Below are 16,453 nucleotides of genomic sequence, written 5' to 3'. Positions count from 1 at the left end.
CATCACTTAAAAATCGCTGCGGACTGTCCAATGGATGGGGTCCAGCTCATATCAGACGCGGCTACACGAATGGAGCTAAAGTCTTGAAGTGCCTGGTTATCTAGCTTTCTCCCATTAGCATTCAAGGAAACAGTGGGCGCGATGAGGTCAAGCTGGTGCCAGGCGCCCTGCTTCTCACCACGCTTAGCATCCAATGTCTCTAGGCGAAACTCATATTCTGAGGGTGTGAGATTAAGCGCATAGCTGTTTATGCGTTGAAAACCATCAAACTCGCTTGATTCCGGTTTTACGACTTTTTCATATTTTCCATCTAAAGAACGCACCCGAATTGCAGATGACTCGAGGTGCAGTGCATCACTGATCCAGGTGTCCAATCTTCTCGTCGATGTGTTGTAGATCCAGTCGAATAGCTTAGGTGCCGTATATTCGTAACCCATTATATTGACAAGTGATTGCTTAGCACACGAAGCATCGTTACCTGGAACGGTACAAACAGTTATGTGGCTCAAGCTGCCTGATGATAAATCGATCGTTGCTTGCCTTGTTCCTTCTGGGATAACTGTGCTACCCAACTCAATCCCGTGATACTCAACTCGTACTTCCGCGCTTTTGTTCGTGGTAGCACGCTCTAGCTGAACAGTGATTTCCTCTGCCCGCCTGCTCCCGGTTTCAGATGAGTAATACCAGTAATCGCCGGCAGCTTGGTACGTTGCAGCTTTGCTGCCATCGCTGAAGGCAATAACAGCCGAGCGTGGCTCGATTAATGTTATATTTTTTTTCGAACTACCGATTTCAACAATTCTAACTGTCTCATTACCGACAGTATCACGCCCGGTAACGTAATAGCTCCTGGGTTCATTGCTGAAATAAAGCGATTCGGCATCTATAACCAAATATAAGTAATCTTCATCTATACCTCGGCCCGTATATATCGCGTTTGCTTCTGCGAACTGCCGGACGGTGAGGCTTCTATCACGTCTAATGGAGACAGCGAATTGATTAATCCCAAACTTGTTCTCGGCTATAAAGTCATTTTTTTTGACCTTCACCAATAGGCTAATTTCGGCGTCACTGGTTTCGATGCCCCGTGTATATCGAGTGTATGTCGATAGCTCCGGGATCGCCTCCCAAGGAGTAGCGCCGCTACACTCGGCGCATTTGATGCCAACAATGTTGAAAGGGTGACTAATGGCGTCAAAACCCTTTTCTATCGTTACTTTGGGGGTCACGTCGCCAGCACTGTTCTTGCCCTGAAAAGTTAAGACGTAATCACCTTCTCTATCCGGCCAAATGCTTTCGTCGTTGGGTATAACAGAGCCAAAATCGTATCGCCATCGATTGTAAGGCGATGTATAAATGTTATCTGTTCCTAGAAGACCAGTAACCTTCTGACCAGTTTTCTTTGAAGTAATCGTGTATTCAACCTGTTCTGAACCCTTACCATCGTCGATAAGAAATACATTTTTCGTATCGCCTTTAATATCGTATTCACCGCGATATATTCCTGGGCCATTGTCGTCGATGTAAAAAGACGGTTTGATCTGTCCTAGCTGAGCAGCATGAGCTGGACTTGCGAATATCGCTACAAGCGAATAGATCATTAGTAGCGGGTACAAGAGGTGCCGAGCGCGCATTGATTCGAATCCCATTCATGGTGCGATACTCGCTCTATACTCACGCGCGTCTATCTACGCTGGGGCGTGCAAAACACTCAATTAAACAACTTTCCATAAAAAAAGCCCCGTCCGATATGGACGGGGCTTCCGTTCGCCAGGGAGGGGTGGGGACGTTACCCCAGCGGAACGGACATTGCAGTCTGCGCCGCAGCCTGCATTACCGGCAAGGTCGCGGAGACCATTTCCTCGAGCACGGTCGGGGCGTTATACAGGCCGATGCCTGCACCGAGGCCGACGATAAAACCGCCGAGCGACTGACGCATGATGCCCGCGCCCAGGCCCGCGACGACCATCAAGCCCGCGATGATGCGACCGAGGGTGCCCTGGGTGAAATCCGAGATCTGCAACCAGACATCGGACAGCGCCTCGCCGCCCGTGCCCGCGGCTGCAACGCCCGGCAGTACAAGCGCGATCAGCGCCACGGTCAGGCCCGCACAAAGGGCCGCTTTCTTATCCATCTTCATCTGCATTTTCATCGGATGCCTACCTCTAGTGGCTTGGGGTTGAGAGGCCGACCGCAGCCGGCCTGTTGCTGGCCTGCCGTCTACATTCGGTTCCCGTTCTGGCGACCTGACCTGCTCTGTTGGCCCGAAGTCTCATCCCCACCGACCGGCGCGACCGTCTGGAGCGGGTGCAATACCGGGGCTGCGCCCGGCTCCTGCAATCCGACCTGCCAGCGGCGCGGCTCGATCTCGGTATAGATGTAGCCGGGCACGTGTAAGTTGCCGTCATCGCTCTGCCAGTAGCTCAGGCGAATCCGCATCACCCGCGCAGGGGTGCGAAGCGGAATCGGTCCATCGACTGCGGGCAATGCCGGCGCATGGTTGAATGGACGAGCCGCCGGCCCCGCAACGGGCGCCTGGACGACTTCATCGTGTTCGTGGTTCTCGTGGGCTTTCATATCCGCCGAAGTCAGTGCGTCACGATCCTCGGTTTGCCGGTAGACCTCGCGTGCCGACATACAGGCCACGCCATGATCGGTATCGGGGCATCCGTTGAATTCCGATTCGCCGTAACCAAGACTGGCGCAACCGGAAAGTGCTGAGATCAAAGTTAGCGTGCCGGCGATGCCGCACATGCGCGCAAAACGCTGGTTTTTGTTACTTTTTGACATCGAAACTCACTCCCGACTGGACGATGAATGTAATGTTGCGTCCAGCGTTGATCTCGATGACCGGGTACATATCCTCGGCCATGTCGATGTAGAACTGGGCAATGCGATCGAGCGCGCTGCTGGTGCCTGAAACCGCTGCGCCTTGCATGGCGTCGCGGCTGAGCACTCGCTGATATTCCTGCTGGCCGTCATTGCTCGTATTGATGGTCGGCACGGGGTTCACATCGAACGCTTCGGCTACGCCGCCCAGGAAACCGGCCATCATCGAATTGGCGATGACCTGGCCCTGCTTGGACACGAGACGACCGCGGATACCCGCCTTGCCGTCCTCGCCCGTCGCATAGGCTTTGATGCTCTGCTCGATCACACCGCCGTCATCACGGACACAGGAAATGGTTTCGGCACGCAGATAGGCGCGCTCCGAACTCAGATCGCCATAACCCGACGCCAACAGGAAGCACTCCTTGATGTCCTGGCGGAAACGGTTTGGCAGAATCGCTTCATGTTTGACGCGCAGCAGGAGCGGGAAAGGGTCCCGGCGCGCGGCTTGGCCGGTCGGTGCGTCCATGCCTGTAATGTTCGTGCCGGACACAATGGAACCAGCGGCGAGATAGGTGCGGTTGGGCTGCGTGCCCTCTTCCTCCGGCACTTCGCCCTCGTCTTCCACAATCGTGACGATCTTGGCCGCTTGATTCGTATCGCGATCGCCCTTGGCGTTGCTTACCGTGGTGCTCTCGCCTTCGCTCGTTTCAGCCGGTGTTTTGAAGATCGCACTTGGGTCGAAAGCGGGTTGCTCGCTCGTATCGTCATAGATGCCGTCTTTCGCTGATTCCGGCCGCTCCATGAGCGGGCTACCATCTGCCCGGGCCACCCCTGCCGCGCTGGGCTCGGTCGTGCGTTCGCGCATGCGCCGCTCGAACTCTTTACGGGCTTCAGACTCCGCATTGAGCTTTCGTTCAATACGCTCGATGGCGAGCTGATCAACGCCGCCGTCGCGCGCCGTCAGGCGCTGCTCGTTTTTCTTCAGACGCTCGACCTCACGTTTGAGGTTCTTGTTCTCGTCTTGAACCCGATCCATGCGAGCACTCAACGAATCAACGCCGATCGCTCGAGTATCCGCATCGGTGAGCACGTTCTCGATGACGCTCTCGCCCTCATCGGTGCGACGCGTCTGGTCATCGCCGCTGGCGAAGAACCACAATGCAGCAACGACCAGACTGCCGCCTACACCCAACACTAAGTAGCGGCGGTGCTTGGGTGGGATCTGGTCAATCTTGGCTCGGATCAACTGCATGGCTTAGTAACCTCCGCTCACGGTCAGGCGCGCTTCACCCTTCTGGCGAAGCTTTGCCATCGCTCTGTTCGCATCCTCGCGAGAGGTGTAGCCGGGAATCCGAACGAACAGGTCGCTACCATCCGCATAGGTCTCTGCCGGATAGCCCATGGCACGCAGCTGCGCGACTTTCTCTCGCGCTGGCTTGGCGGTGGGGAACGGCGGATACATGACCTTCCACTCCGGCGCGGTCACAGGCGCAGGTGCAGGGGCGCTCGCGACTGTCACCGGCCGCGCCCTCGGCGCTGATGCGGGCAATGGTTGGCGCGGCGCAGCTGCCGGAACAGCCGCGGTCATGTCGGCTTGAATCAAGGACGGCCGTTCAGGCGCACGATCCTGTGTTTCTGCCACATGGCGCATCACCACATAGACCTCGCTTTGCTGGCCCGGCTGCAAGATAATTCGAGGCCACGCAGCCACCCCGGCGACACGTCGCTCATACAGGCAGGCGTTCTCCTCGAACTCGATCCGGTAGGCACTGACATTGCTCATGCGGCCCACGGCGACCCAGAAGTCATGGCCCTGGATGGACTGCATGAACTCGAACTTGAGCCCAGGCTGATAGCAGTACGGCGGTTCGCTCTTGGCGCCGCGCGACATGGAATAGCCCGGTGGTAGCTGGCCCAGCGCAAGCGTTCGCATTACGTTGGTGATCGCCTGCTGGTAGTCACTGGCACGTTCCCAATGTTCTGCTTTGGCAGACACAGCGCGCGGTATATGCCCCTGCACGTCGACTTCGAATGAACGCGGCGGTACGCGACGAGGCACCAGAGTCAGAGATACAGCCGTCATCTCATCGCCCTTCTCGGTGAGATACAGCGTGACGGGCGCGCTTGATGCTGGCGCGACATAGACAACGGAATCGCTGACCTGCGTGGTCGCGTTTGTGGCCGTGGTTCGCACCTGGGGATGCTGAAACGGTGTGACGATACGGTTCAGATGACCTTCGGCCACGCGGACGATCGTGTTGACGCCAGGCTCGACCGTGATCCGGCGGCGGTCGTACTTCGCGGCCGTGCCATCGAAATCGACTTCAGACGGAACAGACACCTTCTTGGGCTTGCTCGCGGGCGCCTGCGACACACTGGTCTGCTCGACCGGCACCAATGGCAACGTGGCTTGGCGCGTGTCGCCGAAACTGTTCGCGTTGTCGGCGAAAGCCACCTGACTCGTCGCTGCGATCAGGCCGAGTGCCAGCGCAACGCTGGCCCGAAACGGGGAAGATGTCATTTGCGTCGCTCCGCGCGCCCTTCGATCTTGCTCAGCACGTCTTCGGTGCGAGCGCGACCTTCATAGGTATCGATATCGGTGATCAGGGGGGCGTAATCCTGAATCTGGATCACGAACTCATAGGTGCGCGTCGTGCGCTCCTCCTCGCCGCTGTTGCCACTCACGTAGGAGTAGCCCTGCACGAAAGCCTTTTTCGTAGTGGTCTCGTACTGGACTTTGCGGCCCTGGAAACGAAGTGTTACGCCGTCCTGGGTGATCTGCTCAGCCTGGCGATGGATGGCCGCAACGGTCTGCTGATAGATCGCCGGATCGAGTAGCGGCCCGATCGCATCAACGATGAATTGGGCATTGCCAGGCGTGACGTTGCCAAGCAGCTGAGACAGGTACAGGGCCCAGCTGGTCTTGTAGTCCTGCTGGGCATTGTCGATGCCGACCCATGCCTCGGTTTTGAGGGTGGGCGCTACGAGTGTGACGACGGTGGATTTGTTCACAGCGCCGTAGGCGAGCACGACAACCGCTATGGAGGTAAGCGTCAGAATCACACGATGAAATGTGTTTTCCAGCTTCGCGCCGCGCCATGTCTTGGTCAGTACAGATAACTTCACGCTTCGAGGCCTCTACGGGACGAAAATACGCACGAACGTGTTAGGAAGGGTGACCGTCTTTCGAAGCGGCACACCCTGCCAGTACATGAAGTGGATAATGTGTCCGTCAGGCGATCGGGCGCCGGCGCGGCGGTAAATGTGGGTGATGATCAGACCACCTGCGGTCAACAGCATCGCGTTGCCCGTAATCATTCCGATAACGAGTCCGAGAACGATCGGTGCCAGCTCATTCAAGTTCCAGAGAAGAACCTGCGGCGGGTCATCGATGCCTTGAGGGATTTCATATTCCATGGCAAGAATGGTAAGGAGACTGCCCAATGCACAACGCGCGCAAAGTTTCTGTTTTTGACGTTTCTCTTTTTACGGTCGCGCCACGCTTTTCACCGGCAATAAAAAAGCCCCGGGCCTTTCGGCCACGGGGCTTAATGCGAGTGGTATTGGCTGGTCAGTAACGCTTGGGCATGTGTGATATAGCCATGCCCAGTGATATAGCAATGACAGCCAGGCCAGAGGGCAGGATCACAGGCGGTACCGGGATGGGCAGTAGCAGTACAAGCAGCAGACCAAGCAGTATGATTCCCTTCATTCGCCATGCGTAGCGATGAATGGCGGGACTGGTGTAATCGAAACCGTATCGCTTGATCCGCCAGCACAGATAGCCGTCGATCACGGCCGGCAGCCCGATGAGCGCGATGAACGGCAGCCACGCCAATGTGACCACGACACGCCGAATCACCGTATAGGCAAGCATGAGCATCGCGTCCACGCGCTGTTGCATATAGGTGTTGAAAGACTGTTCGGGCACGACAGTGTGCGCACCCTCGCGCGGTGTCACGTAGTCACGCATCGCCGCGCTCGCGCCGGTGTCGATGAGTGCCGTGGTGTACCAATCCGCCGTGCGTTGCTCGACGCGTTCTATGGACGCTGGGGAGAACAGCGTACTGAGCATCCGGGTCTCGCCAGCATCCATGCTATCGAGCCAGGCGCTGGGAACGAACAAGACCAGCATGAGGATCTCGACCAGCACCACGATCATTACCCAGTACGCTTTGAGAATCATCGCCCTGTCCTACTCCGGATCGTCGAGCGCTTTCATCTGCGCAACGATGTCGGTGTCTGGGTTGCCGTAGTACGCCTTGATCACACTGGCCTGTCGCTCAGTGATCGCGTGACCGACAACCGCGGCGTAGACCTCGCTATAAGGCAGCGCGTCAGCCTCCTCGACCTTCAGGCCGGGGCCTTGTCGCGTGGCCCAGTCGGTCAGCGGTTCGGGCTGATTTGCACGCCAGACATCGCCGTTGGCCGCGACCACACGGATCGTGGTCAGGCGCGGCAGTGCCGTCTGCAACAGCACGCGCAGAAAAATGATCATGCGCAGCGGGTCAGTGCGAGTTTCCAGCACCGCCTTGTTGTGTGCGTCGAGTGCATCGCACGCCGCCATGTAGATCAGCGGACGGCCCTGCTCCTCATCGATCAGCCCGGCACTGATGTAGCTGAACAGCACCCGCAGGGAGTGTTCGGCGTCGGGCCAGTCGAGCTTGAGCTGATGATAGGGCGATACCTTGGTCTGATGCTCCTTGCGAAAGAGCTTTATCGCTGCATCAGCATGTTCGCTCAGTCGTGAGTCATCCCACGAAAATGTCTCCACCATAATTACTTGTCCTGTTCGTCCATGAGGATGGGAATTCGCCCCTTGATGATTCGCCCGTCTGCCAACCGGGCGAGGTATTCGAGATTCGGCAGCATCGTCAGCAGCTGCGAGGGAAACAGGTCGGTCTCTTCTTCCATGAGACGTTCGCCCTGGTTGCCCGACGACATGAGCGGCTCGCTACCGTCATTGCTGGTGGCCTGTGTACGCATCACGTACTTGTAGCGCGTGGTGGGCAGGTTGTTGGTCACGTAGTCACGCGTGGCTTCATCGAGCACGCGTAACGAGATCACGTTGTTGAGGTTGGCGAGCAGCTGCAAAGCCTTGTCCTGACTGCCGAGCTTCGATGCGAAGTCGGCAATCGTCTGAGTGGCCACAAACATGCGCAGCTTCGCGCCGCCGCCTTTATTGAGTACCTGGGTGAACGGCACGTTGGCTGCTTCGGATGCCTCGTCAACGAAGATGTTGACCATTTCGCCCATGCCGTAGCTGTAGCGTTGTGAACCGACAGCAGCTAGGTCAGCCATGATGAGCGCACCGATCGCGCCGCCCACCTGCGCGTCACTCATCGAGTTGAGGCCGACATAGAGCACGCCACGGCCTTCAATAATCTGGGTCAGGTTCACAATCGAACGCTCATCCTCGCTCTCGCCCGGTCGCGGAGAGAACAAGGGCCCGAGCTCACTCGAGGTCAGCATCGCCAATACCGGCAGCAGGCTCGCGATCATCTTCTGGAAGTGCTCGCGGTTGTGTTCCTGCATCGAGATCAGACCCTCGAGATCCTGATTCGGATGATCTGCACGGATCTGCTCGCGATAGAACTTCACCATTGCCTGCGCTTTCTTCTCGCTCGTGTTGGCCTTCTGCAAGAACGGCGCTGCTTTGGAAACCCACTCCGGTTTGACTTGGGTTGCCCAAGATCCCACCGCCTGGATCACAAGCTCGTCCGGGCCCTGCTCGAGTTGCTGACGGATGGACACCAGCGTGGGGCGCTGATCGATGAGCAACAGACCCTGAACGACGTTGTTCAAGGCCATGTGACCGAACGCAACGAACGGGTCGGCACCTGATTCGGTCGGAATGATCGAGGCGATGCGCCCCGCCAAGTCCGTACCGCGTGAGAAGTTGCGCAGCAGGTTAATCCGCACGGAGTCCTGGGGAAATGCCGGATGAAGGTATTTGAAGCTGCGCCCGTGATACGCACACGCCCGTCGCGTCTCGGCCAGCATGTCCGGGTCGCCTTTCGGGTCGATGATGATGACCGGCTCATTACGCCCGATGCACTGGCTTATCAGTAGGCGGAACATGACGCTCTTGCCCGCGCGCGTCGTGCCCGCGATCAGGGTGTGTCCCTTGAGCGTGTCCAGACTGATGCGCACCGGGGCCTTCTTGTGCTCCAGCCCGTGTAACCACTGAGCGCCGCCAGTCTCGAGCGACGCTTTGGGCAGATAACGTCGCGAATCCTGATTGAGAATTTCCTGGGCGCGCTGGATATGCGCATTGCCCCATTCGAAGCCTTCACCCAGCCAGACCTGATCTGGATTCTTGGTCACCTGCTTGCGAATGTCTTTATGCGTCACGAACTCGATCGCGCTTCCGCCCAGTCGCTTCTGGACTCGACGGTTACGCATCGCCACACGGCCGCGAGACATCGCCATTGCCAGCGCGATCGCAGCGATCACCCATAGAGGCGTCGGCGGCAGCTCAGTGAAACTGGCGAATACGAGCGCGGAGACGCCGCTCAGAAGCCACACGCTCGCTGCCCAGCTTTCGAAGTTGGGGCGAAGGAATGCCTGGTAGGCGTAGAGATCTTTAGCCATTGGGTGCTATCCGTACAGCAAGTTTCATGCTGCCAATCACGCGAACGTCGGGGTGCTTTAAGAGAGCGCTTCTCAGATCAGCCGATGAGACACGGCCTTCGCCGCTATCCGAGACAGCTTTGGCGATGGCGTACTGCGGCACGTAGATCCAGCCGTCTTCAGTCGCGCCCTTGCGGTTCAATACAGTGCCGGGTGTGCGCACCGCTTCGATGAAATCCGTCGCGCAGGCCTGCACAAGATCAGCTGGCTTTTCCTCGTGTGCCGTTTCTTGCGGTGCTTCTACGTCGGCCTTCGCATCATTCGCCGGGTGGCTGTTACCGCGCTTCTTGCGTTTGCGTCGCTTCCCGTTCTTGGTCCGGGTGGCCGAACCTTGCTCAGCCGACGAGGGCTGCTCAGGCGTAGCCCCCCTATCGGCCGTAACAGCTTCTACTTCTGGATCAGCAGGGGCTGACTCAATCGCCGGCGCGTCCTGAGCTTGCACGGCATCCCCTGGCGATGTCGCCTCAAGGAAAATAGCCGAACGACGCGCATCGAGCATGATGCCCTTGCGGCCATTGAAGATTCGCACGATGACCAGCGAACTCATGGGATCAGGCACCACGAGGCCTTCGTCTCCAAGAAGGCGCTGAACCTCGGCCGGCGTCGCAGCCAGCGCGGCGCCCTCCGGGTAGGCAATCACGACATGGCCGTTGTGCATGAACAGGTGATCGGTCCAGTTGGCCTGCGTGTAAATCACACGCAACAAGCCTTCGGCGTAGCCGGCATCGAAATGCACTGGCGTGGGTTTGGCCGGTGTTGGATCGGGCGCTGGTTCAGGCCCGCTTGTAGTCGTAGCCGAGGGCTGATTTTCGACGCCGGACAGATCGGGCTCGTTATCCTCGAGCGCATGATGTTGCGAGGCCCAGTCGTCGTACATCGCCAGAGACTCATCTACGTCGTCACTGGGTTGCGGTGTCGCCGTGGGGCTTTCGCTCTCGTTGACGCGCGGTGTCTCTACCGGCTCCAGCGCGGGCTGTGAATTACGTTTTTTCTCCGCCTTGGCCTTACCTTTCGAGGGTTCCGGCTTGTCCGTTTGACCGGGCTTGTCTGCCGCCTCGGCTTGCGGCGCTCCAGATTTTTTATCGGCTCGCGTGGGTACGATCTGCGCACTGATCGAGGGCGGTGGCGCATCAAGCAACAACTCAGGGCTGCTAAGACGCAACATCATCAGCCGGTGCGGATCGTTGTCACCGAACAGTTCGGGGCGCATCGGCCAGAATCGATAGGTGACCCTCTCGGTTTCGCGCGGGACGGCCAAGGCTCGGTCTATGAGCACGTCCGCCATCGAATCTGGATCACGCGGCACACCCGGAATGCGATCGTCCCGAAGGATGCCGCCTATTTCCTCGGCCGCGGCGTGCCAGACAACGTAAAGTTCGCCATCGAGGAGCCAAAGGCGCGCGCCCTTCTCATTGATGCGCCACTTCCCGCTCTTGACCAGGCGACGCATGGAGTCGACCAGATAGCGCTCGACAGGAACACCCAGCGATACGTCGATCGGATTCTGGAACCGGCGCAGGTCGCGCTCGACCGATGCGCTGTCCGCATGGCGAATCAGTCGCCCAATATGGCCATGATCGGTTTCCATGTGCAGAACCGCCCGCATCATGGCTTTGACGACTTCCGAACCCATGCTGCCCAGGTAGGTTCTGACCTCGGTAGTCAGCACGCGATCCAGCACGAGCGTACTCATCATTTCATGGTCGCCGTGACGATTCGGCTGCCAGTGCAGGAAGTACCTATCGATCTTTCTTTCTGTCGCCCACTCATCGATGGACTGCGAGAAGCAATCCCATTGATGTCCACCTGTGCTATCGGTTACCGACACGTCGCTAGCCGGCTTGCCAATGTCGTGAATTAGACCGGCCATACAGACCGCGAGGCGCCACCGCGGCTCTAACTCGAGGCGTCGCTGGGGCACTTCACGGGCGCCAAAAAGAACGTCCTCGGATGCCCGAGTCGCGAGAAAAGCGACCTCAAGGCCATGGTGTAGTAGCCCGCCCGCGCCGCGATGATGGTGGGCCTCGGAAGCCGGCAGTAGATGGACGAAAGCGGCATAACGCTCGACGACAGGCATCACCAGTTCATCGAACACGCTCTTCTTGAACATGACCGCTTCCTGGAGCTGTTCGAGCAACTCGCCATGCTTATCGAGCAGCTTTGACGCGCGCACAGCCGGTAAACCCTTCGCGAACGGCGGGTAGTGCGGGATCTCTTCTTCTGGGATCGCGGGCTTTCCCATGATCCAATCGAATGTGCGTTTCAGCATGCCGGTGATTGTGGCGACCGACCGAAACGATGTGCGCGGGATAAACGCCGATTTTCGACGTCTTGCGGCCGCGAGTGCGGCGACGCGAAAGCTATCTTTCCTTCGTGTTTTGTCACCTAGAGCGTTCTGCCATGACCCGGCTACTGCCCTCTCTCGCTTGCCTCGGCCTGATGGCCGGCTGCGCAACTGCACCCGAGCCGGCGCCGGCGCCGGTCGGATACGTCGCACCGCCACCGCTGAATTCGATGCGTGAGCCGATCCGACTCACAGCGACCGCGATCGGCGGCGATCTCGGCGGCGCTGCCTATCGCGTGCGTGCTATCGAGGACGTGCTGTGGCGCAACAGCGACCATCTGCTCGCAGCGGGGGACCTTGCGGCGAGTGACCCCCCTTATGATCGACTGGTCGCACAAGTCAACGAGCACAACACGATGCACCCGCGACAGCCGAAATCAGAGGAGGCGCCGATCGCTCAGGCATGGCGTCGCTACTGCGACGCAGGTGTGGGCATGACAGACGCTGACTGGGCGTTCGTTCGTAACAATGGCCTCGAACATGGGGTGCCGGATGCAATCGCCGGCGATTGCGTCTATCCGAAGTGAATAGCCACGCATGCACACTCTGATCTTCAACGGCATGTTGGGCTGCGGCCTGACATTAGCAATGGTCGTTTTAGGCACATCCATCGCGCCGGCGGCGGGTGCCGGCGCGGTCTTTACAGTGGCCAGTTCATATCGATTGATTTGGTGTCGCAAAAATCGCAGGCACAGTGCGTAGCTACTAATCGTGAATGCTAAAAGGCCCTATTTAAGCAGCCGGGCGGTGACCACAGCGCCATCGGTGTAGCTGTAGCCGTAGCCATATCCCCCAGCCAGCCCTGCCAAGACGGAAGAGACACCCCTTTCTCTCCAGCTATAAGCACCGCGGATGATCGGCATGATCGAAATCACTTCGTACCCAGCTTCAGCCATGGTGTTACAGGCGTCCTCGATCGTGCCAATAAAGACTCGATGATCGATGAACGTATCTGATATCTCACCCGTGGGCGTATATTCCATCTGATCCTCGAAGATTGGCTCCTCGACTTCCACTTCCTTCTTTTTGAAAACCCCTTCTGTTCGCGTGACTTTGTGAACGCCAACCTGCTTTTTGACTTTCTTGGATGAGTGTATTTCTCCCATTTGGGTGGAGACATAGAGCGTGCGATAGGTAAGGCGCGGGTCTTCGGTATTGCTCATCGTGATTGTCCTGTGGCGCGTGAGTGCATGTGACCAGGCCAGTTATCGGCCTTGTTCGAACCAAATTAAAAGCACCATAGAGTTCTGCAACTCTCTAAGCCGAAACGATTCAGCTTCGAAAGTAACGCAGTTGGTTCAGGAACGCCGCGCATAAAAAACCCCCAGACGCGTAAGCGCCCAGGGGTCAGGATCATGCAGCTCTTTCGCGGCGGCGCGGGAAACCCGACACGCCCTTACGGAGCAGTACATCATTCCAGTCGATCGATTTAGAACCTTCGGGAACCTCTCCCGGCGGTGACATGATGCAACACGTCTTACCCAACTCCCACATACGGAGTTTGAGCGAGGCAGCTGCCTTCTGTCCGGCGCCTGAGAGATCCTTGTCCGCCCATACGATGATCGTATGGACGTTCTCCGGCGGTTCGAATCGTTCGAGCATTGTTGCCGAGACGCACGACCAGGTGGGAATACCTGTAGCCAGCGTCACCGACAACGCGGTTTCGATGCCCTCTGCGAGTCCAAGCATCCCGTGATGCTCGTTGAGAGGAATCGCCCCGCCGCCAAGCGTTCCGGGCCCGTAGTGCGGCACCATCAGTTTCTTGGCCTTGGGGACATCGGCTTTCTGCCCGTCTTGGGTCAGATAGGTCCGATGAATCGATCCCGCCTCCCCCGTCCGGTCACGCACAAGCGAAACCATCGCGGGGAAATGACCGAGCAGCACATGGTCTTCGTCGTAGTAAGGCAGACCGGGATGAAACCGGATCACCTTGCTATTCGAAAGTGCCATCTGAAGCTGGCCACGAGATGACAGATAACGCCGCAAAGGCTCGGCGCTCGGGTCATGCAAGGACACGCTCGCTTCCCAGACCTGCCGCAGTTTGCGACGAGCCTGGGCCGCGTCATGGGTAGCCTCGTTTTCACGAAACCGCCGCCGACGCACGGGCGGAATATTACGAGAATCACTGCGTTCGATACCGACACAGGCCGCTACCGCTTCCAGCGTTTCTCGAAAACGCCATCCATTGAGGCTCTGAATCAAGGCGAATCCGTCAGCAAACGGCCCACACTGATTACAGATCCCGCCACCGGTCTTGTGGACATCTCGGAACAAACGAAAGCCATCCGTGCCACCGTGCAACGGGCAAGGCCCGTGACGGCCGGGACGCGCGATCGCATCTTCCAAATCAGGAGCCAGGACTTTGAAAATCTCGGCCCAGTTATTTTCAGCAACGCTCGCAACGTGACGAACATCCAGCTTCTGTTTCATAGAACACCTCCGAGTACAAACCCCAAAACCAGGGCCTGCCGAAACACCCGATTGGGCGCTTTGGAAGGCCCTGGAATCGGGCGGGTTTAACCCCGTCGAAAGGCGTCCACGCGCCACCCCGTCCGGGGCGATACGTGTCCGCCCGGAACAGGGTTGGCTTGATGCTGCTTTTGATGACTCGACCAGCTATCGAGACCGGGCTTTACACGCCGGTGACGTGTCATCCACAAAGGGATGAGAGAACACTGTCAGTCTGGCACGCGGCAATGGCTTGCCCTGACCGGAAAGACGCACTTTTCGGCTACTTTCACCCTCTTGTCCCAATGTCGGCGCCCGGCACTCGGAAAAGAGCCCCGGATTACTCCGGGGCGTGGTTTCAAGCCGACTGCGCCATCAGCGGTTGCTCAAGCAACCCGAACAGCGCGTTCGGCAACTCATCGACCGAAAGGATCTTGCGATGCCGCGAGAACAAATGTTCTTTGGCGTTGCTTCCAATCCCGATTCCGATCGTCTCGATGCCCGCCGCCTCCATGCGAGCGATCACGTCCACAGTCGCCGCACGATCGTCCGGGTCACCATCGGTGATCACGAGAGCGATCTTGCGGGGCTGCTTCTGCGCCACCAGCCGGTATGCGACATGCCACAGGGCCTGGGCCATCGGAGTGGATCCATTGGCACCCATCTCGTAGGCATCAATGCAGACCCGCTCACCGAATCGCGTGAGCGTTTTCACCCCGTCGTTTTTCACGGGAAACGCAGCGGTTTCCAGATGCACGCCTGAGATCCCCGCCAAAGCGTCTGCGGTGGCATATACCGCGGCACACGCCGTAGCGATCTCCTGGTTCATCGAACCGGATCGATCGAGCAGCACATGAACCGCCGTGTTGACGGCCTTGCGCTCACTCGAGGACTTGAACACCCGCATGTCTCCACAGCTCAGACGGGCCAGCGAGCGCGAATCCAACCGTCGCCCAGTGCGGCGAGGTGGGTTTCGCTGTTGCTTTGACGCCTGAATCAGACCATCCAGACGTGAGCGCAGCGCGTTGGTCGTCTTGCGGGCTTCCTTGGCGTTGATCACCCCGAACTGACGAATGTAGTCGTCCCTATCCTCGGCCACATTCACTGCCGCCTCGTAAGGGCAATCGCTCGCATGCTCCTCGAGCATGTCTGCGACCTGCTGAGCGACATCAGCCATGAGGTCTTGCTCGGTAGCCGACAGCGCACGCTCGACCGCTTCCTCGATGTCGTCCTGACCACCGTGTCCGCTGCCCTGCTCTGCGCTGTTCTGACTCGACGATGGGTTCTCGTCCGCTTGATCGTCGCCCGAATCATCGGCCGCCGACTGCTGCGTACTCGAACCTTGGTCGTCTTCGTCACCGTCACCCGAGGCATCGCTCTGATCCGAACCCGAAGTATCGGATTGCGAATCGTCGCTTTGCCCAGACTGCTGGCTGTCATCCTGCTGGCCTTGAGAGGAATCCGACGCCTGTTGCGGGGCATCTTGCGAATTGCCGGTGTCCGGCTCTTCTTCCTCCTCGGGTTCCTGCATGGATTCGAGAATACGACTCACGAGCGTCTTGATCTCGTGTGTCGATGCCGCGTTTTCTGCGTGCCAGGCGATCGCCGAGATCCGTGTGGCCTTTCCCTTGGAAAAGACTTTGTGGAACAACGATTCGCTATGGTCAGCCAGATTCTTGAGCGCACTCTGTTCGAGCACGTCATGGCGCATCCGATGCAGTAGATACATCTGCAAGACAGCACCCGGATGGGCATCGTCTGGCAGACGTTCGAACATGCCATCAGCCACCAGCGTCGATACCAAGCGGTCCAGATTGCCGACGCAGCCTGGGAAACGCTTGCCTATCCGACGCTCGATACGAATATCCTCGAGGATATTCTGCAAAGCGCGTTCGAGAGGTGAACCCTCAAGCCCGCCTTCAGTGAAGCGCACGTGCGCCGCTTCATGGTCGATATAACCACGAACCAGCACCGCGGCCTTTTCATCGTCGGCCGGCAGCGCCGGCAGATAGATCGTCTGACCATCGGTACACGCCTGACTTCCGCCAATCGCGACACGAACGCCGTACTTGTCACCCAGAATTTTCGCCACGATCGGCAGCGACTTCGTGAGATTGCTCATCTACATACCCTCCAAAGACACGCCCCCCGCACGGGGGCGTGTTCACTTGCATGAACACAGCCCGCGTGCGGCGG

Annotated in this window: 15 protein-coding genes; 1 reads left to right on the top strand and 14 read right to left on the bottom strand. The window is 58.4% G+C overall.

Annotated features, from left to right (window positions below; translation table 11 throughout):
* Positions 1-2: 2 nt before the first annotated feature.
* From T5B8_RS16910 to mobH, 11 genes are all read right to left on the bottom strand, one after another.
* Positions 3-1,601: a hypothetical protein gene (locus T5B8_RS16910; RefSeq protein ID WP_353180543.1), complete on the bottom strand. Its 1,599-nt coding sequence runs from the start codon at positions 1,599-1,601 to the stop codon at positions 3-5.
* A gap of 188 nt (positions 1,602-1,789) precedes the next feature.
* Entirely contained in the window at positions 1,790-2,152 is a 363-nt protein-coding gene (gene traA, locus T5B8_RS16905; protein WP_353160382.1) for a TraA family conjugative transfer protein, read from the bottom strand.
* A gap of 68 nt (positions 2,153-2,220) precedes the next feature.
* Complete coding sequence (locus T5B8_RS16900) at positions 2,221-2,790, bottom strand: TraV family lipoprotein (RefSeq protein ID WP_353160385.1); 570 nt, start codon at positions 2,788-2,790, stop codon at positions 2,221-2,223.
* The gene (locus tag T5B8_RS16895; RefSeq protein ID WP_353160544.1) at positions 2,777-4,075 is read right to left on the bottom strand and encodes a TraB/TrbI/VirB10 family type IV secretion system protein; all 1,299 of its coding nucleotides are present in this window, start codon (positions 4,073-4,075) and stop codon (positions 2,777-2,779) included. Before T5B8_RS16895 ends, T5B8_RS16900 begins: the two co-directional genes overlap by 14 nt.
* Before the next feature lie 12 nt (positions 4,076-4,087).
* Positions 4,088-5,353 carry an SPOR domain-containing protein gene (locus T5B8_RS16890; protein ID WP_353180542.1) on the bottom strand — a complete coding sequence of 422 codons (1,266 nt, stop codon included), beginning with the start codon at positions 5,351-5,353 and terminating at the stop codon, positions 4,088-4,090.
* On the bottom strand, positions 5,350-5,958 hold the full coding sequence (locus T5B8_RS16885; RefSeq protein ID WP_353160391.1) for a TraE/TraK family type IV conjugative transfer system protein: 609 nt from the start codon (positions 5,956-5,958) through the stop codon (positions 5,350-5,352). Before T5B8_RS16885 ends, T5B8_RS16890 begins: the two co-directional genes overlap by 4 nt.
* Positions 5,959-5,970: 12 nt before the next feature.
* Complete coding sequence (traL, locus tag T5B8_RS16880) at positions 5,971-6,249, bottom strand: type IV conjugative transfer system protein TraL (protein WP_353160393.1); 279 nt, start codon at positions 6,247-6,249, stop codon at positions 5,971-5,973.
* A gap of 154 nt (positions 6,250-6,403) precedes the next feature.
* Entirely contained in the window at positions 6,404-7,018 is a 615-nt protein-coding gene (locus T5B8_RS16875) for an IncC plasmid conjugative DNA transfer DtrJ family protein (RefSeq protein ID WP_353160394.1), read from the bottom strand.
* A gap of 9 nt (positions 7,019-7,027) precedes the next feature.
* The gene (locus tag T5B8_RS16870) at positions 7,028-7,609 is read right to left on the bottom strand and encodes a hypothetical protein (protein ID WP_353160397.1); all 582 of its coding nucleotides are present in this window, start codon (positions 7,607-7,609) and stop codon (positions 7,028-7,030) included.
* Between the two features lie 2 nt (positions 7,610-7,611).
* Positions 7,612-9,426 (bottom strand): conjugative transfer system coupling protein TraD, encoded by a 1,815-nt coding sequence (traD, locus tag T5B8_RS16865; RefSeq protein ID WP_353160400.1) that lies wholly within the window; start codon positions 9,424-9,426, stop codon positions 7,612-7,614.
* Entirely contained in the window at positions 9,419-11,734 is a 2,316-nt protein-coding gene (gene mobH / locus T5B8_RS16860; protein WP_353160402.1) for a MobH family relaxase, read from the bottom strand. The genes traD and mobH overlap by 8 nt, the downstream gene beginning before the upstream one ends.
* A gap of 131 nt (positions 11,735-11,865) precedes the next feature.
* Here mobH and T5B8_RS16855 point away from each other — a divergent pair, with 131 nt between their 5' ends.
* Positions 11,866-12,336: a hypothetical protein gene (locus T5B8_RS16855; protein WP_353160404.1), complete on the top strand. Its 471-nt coding sequence runs from the start codon at positions 11,866-11,868 to the stop codon at positions 12,334-12,336.
* Between the two features lie 201 nt (positions 12,337-12,537).
* Here the strand turns inward: T5B8_RS16855 and T5B8_RS16850 are convergent, their stop codons facing one another.
* The 3 genes from T5B8_RS16850 to T5B8_RS16840 all read right to left on the bottom strand — a co-directional run bounded on the left by T5B8_RS16850 (position 12,538) and on the right by T5B8_RS16840 (position 16,379).
* Positions 12,538-12,972: a hypothetical protein gene (locus T5B8_RS16850; RefSeq protein ID WP_353160407.1), complete on the bottom strand. Its 435-nt coding sequence runs from the start codon at positions 12,970-12,972 to the stop codon at positions 12,538-12,540.
* 190 nt (positions 12,973-13,162) lie between these two features.
* Positions 13,163-14,239 (bottom strand): DUF7146 domain-containing protein, encoded by a 1,077-nt coding sequence (locus tag T5B8_RS16845; RefSeq protein ID WP_353160410.1) that lies wholly within the window; start codon positions 14,237-14,239, stop codon positions 13,163-13,165.
* Between the two features lie 376 nt (positions 14,240-14,615).
* Entirely contained in the window at positions 14,616-16,379 is a 1,764-nt protein-coding gene (locus T5B8_RS16840; RefSeq protein WP_353160412.1) for a VWA domain-containing protein, read from the bottom strand.
* Positions 16,380-16,453: the final 74 nt, after the last annotated feature.

This window comes from Salinisphaera sp. T5B8 (assembly GCF_040361255.1).
In the GTDB taxonomy this organism is placed as follows: domain Bacteria; phylum Pseudomonadota; class Gammaproteobacteria; order Nevskiales; family Salinisphaeraceae; genus Salinisphaera.
The sequence above is the reverse complement of the archived record's forward strand: the minus strand, read 5'-3'. Positions and strand labels throughout refer to the sequence as shown.

Bases quoted from the DNA above. Each gene is read 5' to 3' on its own strand.
- T5B8_RS16840 (WP_353160412.1), bottom strand. From the start codon at position 16,379: ATGAGCAATCTCACGAAGTCGCTGCCGATCGTGGCGAAAATTCTGGGT.
- T5B8_RS16890 (WP_353180542.1), bottom strand. From the start codon at position 5,353: ATGACATCTTCCCCGTTTCGGGCCAGCGTTGCGCTGGCACTCGGCCTG.
- traL (WP_353160393.1), bottom strand. From the start codon at position 6,249: ATGGAATATGAAATCCCTCAAGGCATCGATGACCCGCCGCAGGTTCTT.
- T5B8_RS16850 (WP_353160407.1), bottom strand. From the start codon at position 12,972: ATGAGCAATACCGAAGACCCGCGCCTTACCTATCGCACGCTCTATGTC.
- T5B8_RS16875 (WP_353160394.1), bottom strand. From the start codon at position 7,018: ATGATTCTCAAAGCGTACTGGGTAATGATCGTGGTGCTGGTCGAGATC.
- T5B8_RS16870 (WP_353160397.1), bottom strand. From the start codon at position 7,609: ATGGTGGAGACATTTTCGTGGGATGACTCACGACTGAGCGAACATGCT.
- T5B8_RS16845 (WP_353160410.1), bottom strand. From the start codon at position 14,239: ATGAAACAGAAGCTGGATGTTCGTCACGTTGCGAGCGTTGCTGAAAAT.
- T5B8_RS16900 (WP_353160385.1), bottom strand. From the start codon at position 2,790: ATGTCAAAAAGTAACAAAAACCAGCGTTTTGCGCGCATGTGCGGCATC.
- traD (WP_353160400.1), bottom strand. From the start codon at position 9,426: ATGGCTAAAGATCTCTACGCCTACCAGGCATTCCTTCGCCCCAACTTC.
- traA (WP_353160382.1), bottom strand. From the start codon at position 2,152: ATGAAAATGCAGATGAAGATGGATAAGAAAGCGGCCCTTTGTGCGGGC.
- mobH (WP_353160402.1), bottom strand. From the start codon at position 11,734: ATGCTGAAACGCACATTCGATTGGATCATGGGAAAGCCCGCGATCCCA.
- T5B8_RS16910 (WP_353180543.1), bottom strand. From the start codon at position 1,601: ATGATCTATTCGCTTGTAGCGATATTCGCAAGTCCAGCTCATGCTGCT.
- T5B8_RS16855 (WP_353160404.1), top strand. From the start codon at position 11,866: ATGACCCGGCTACTGCCCTCTCTCGCTTGCCTCGGCCTGATGGCCGGC.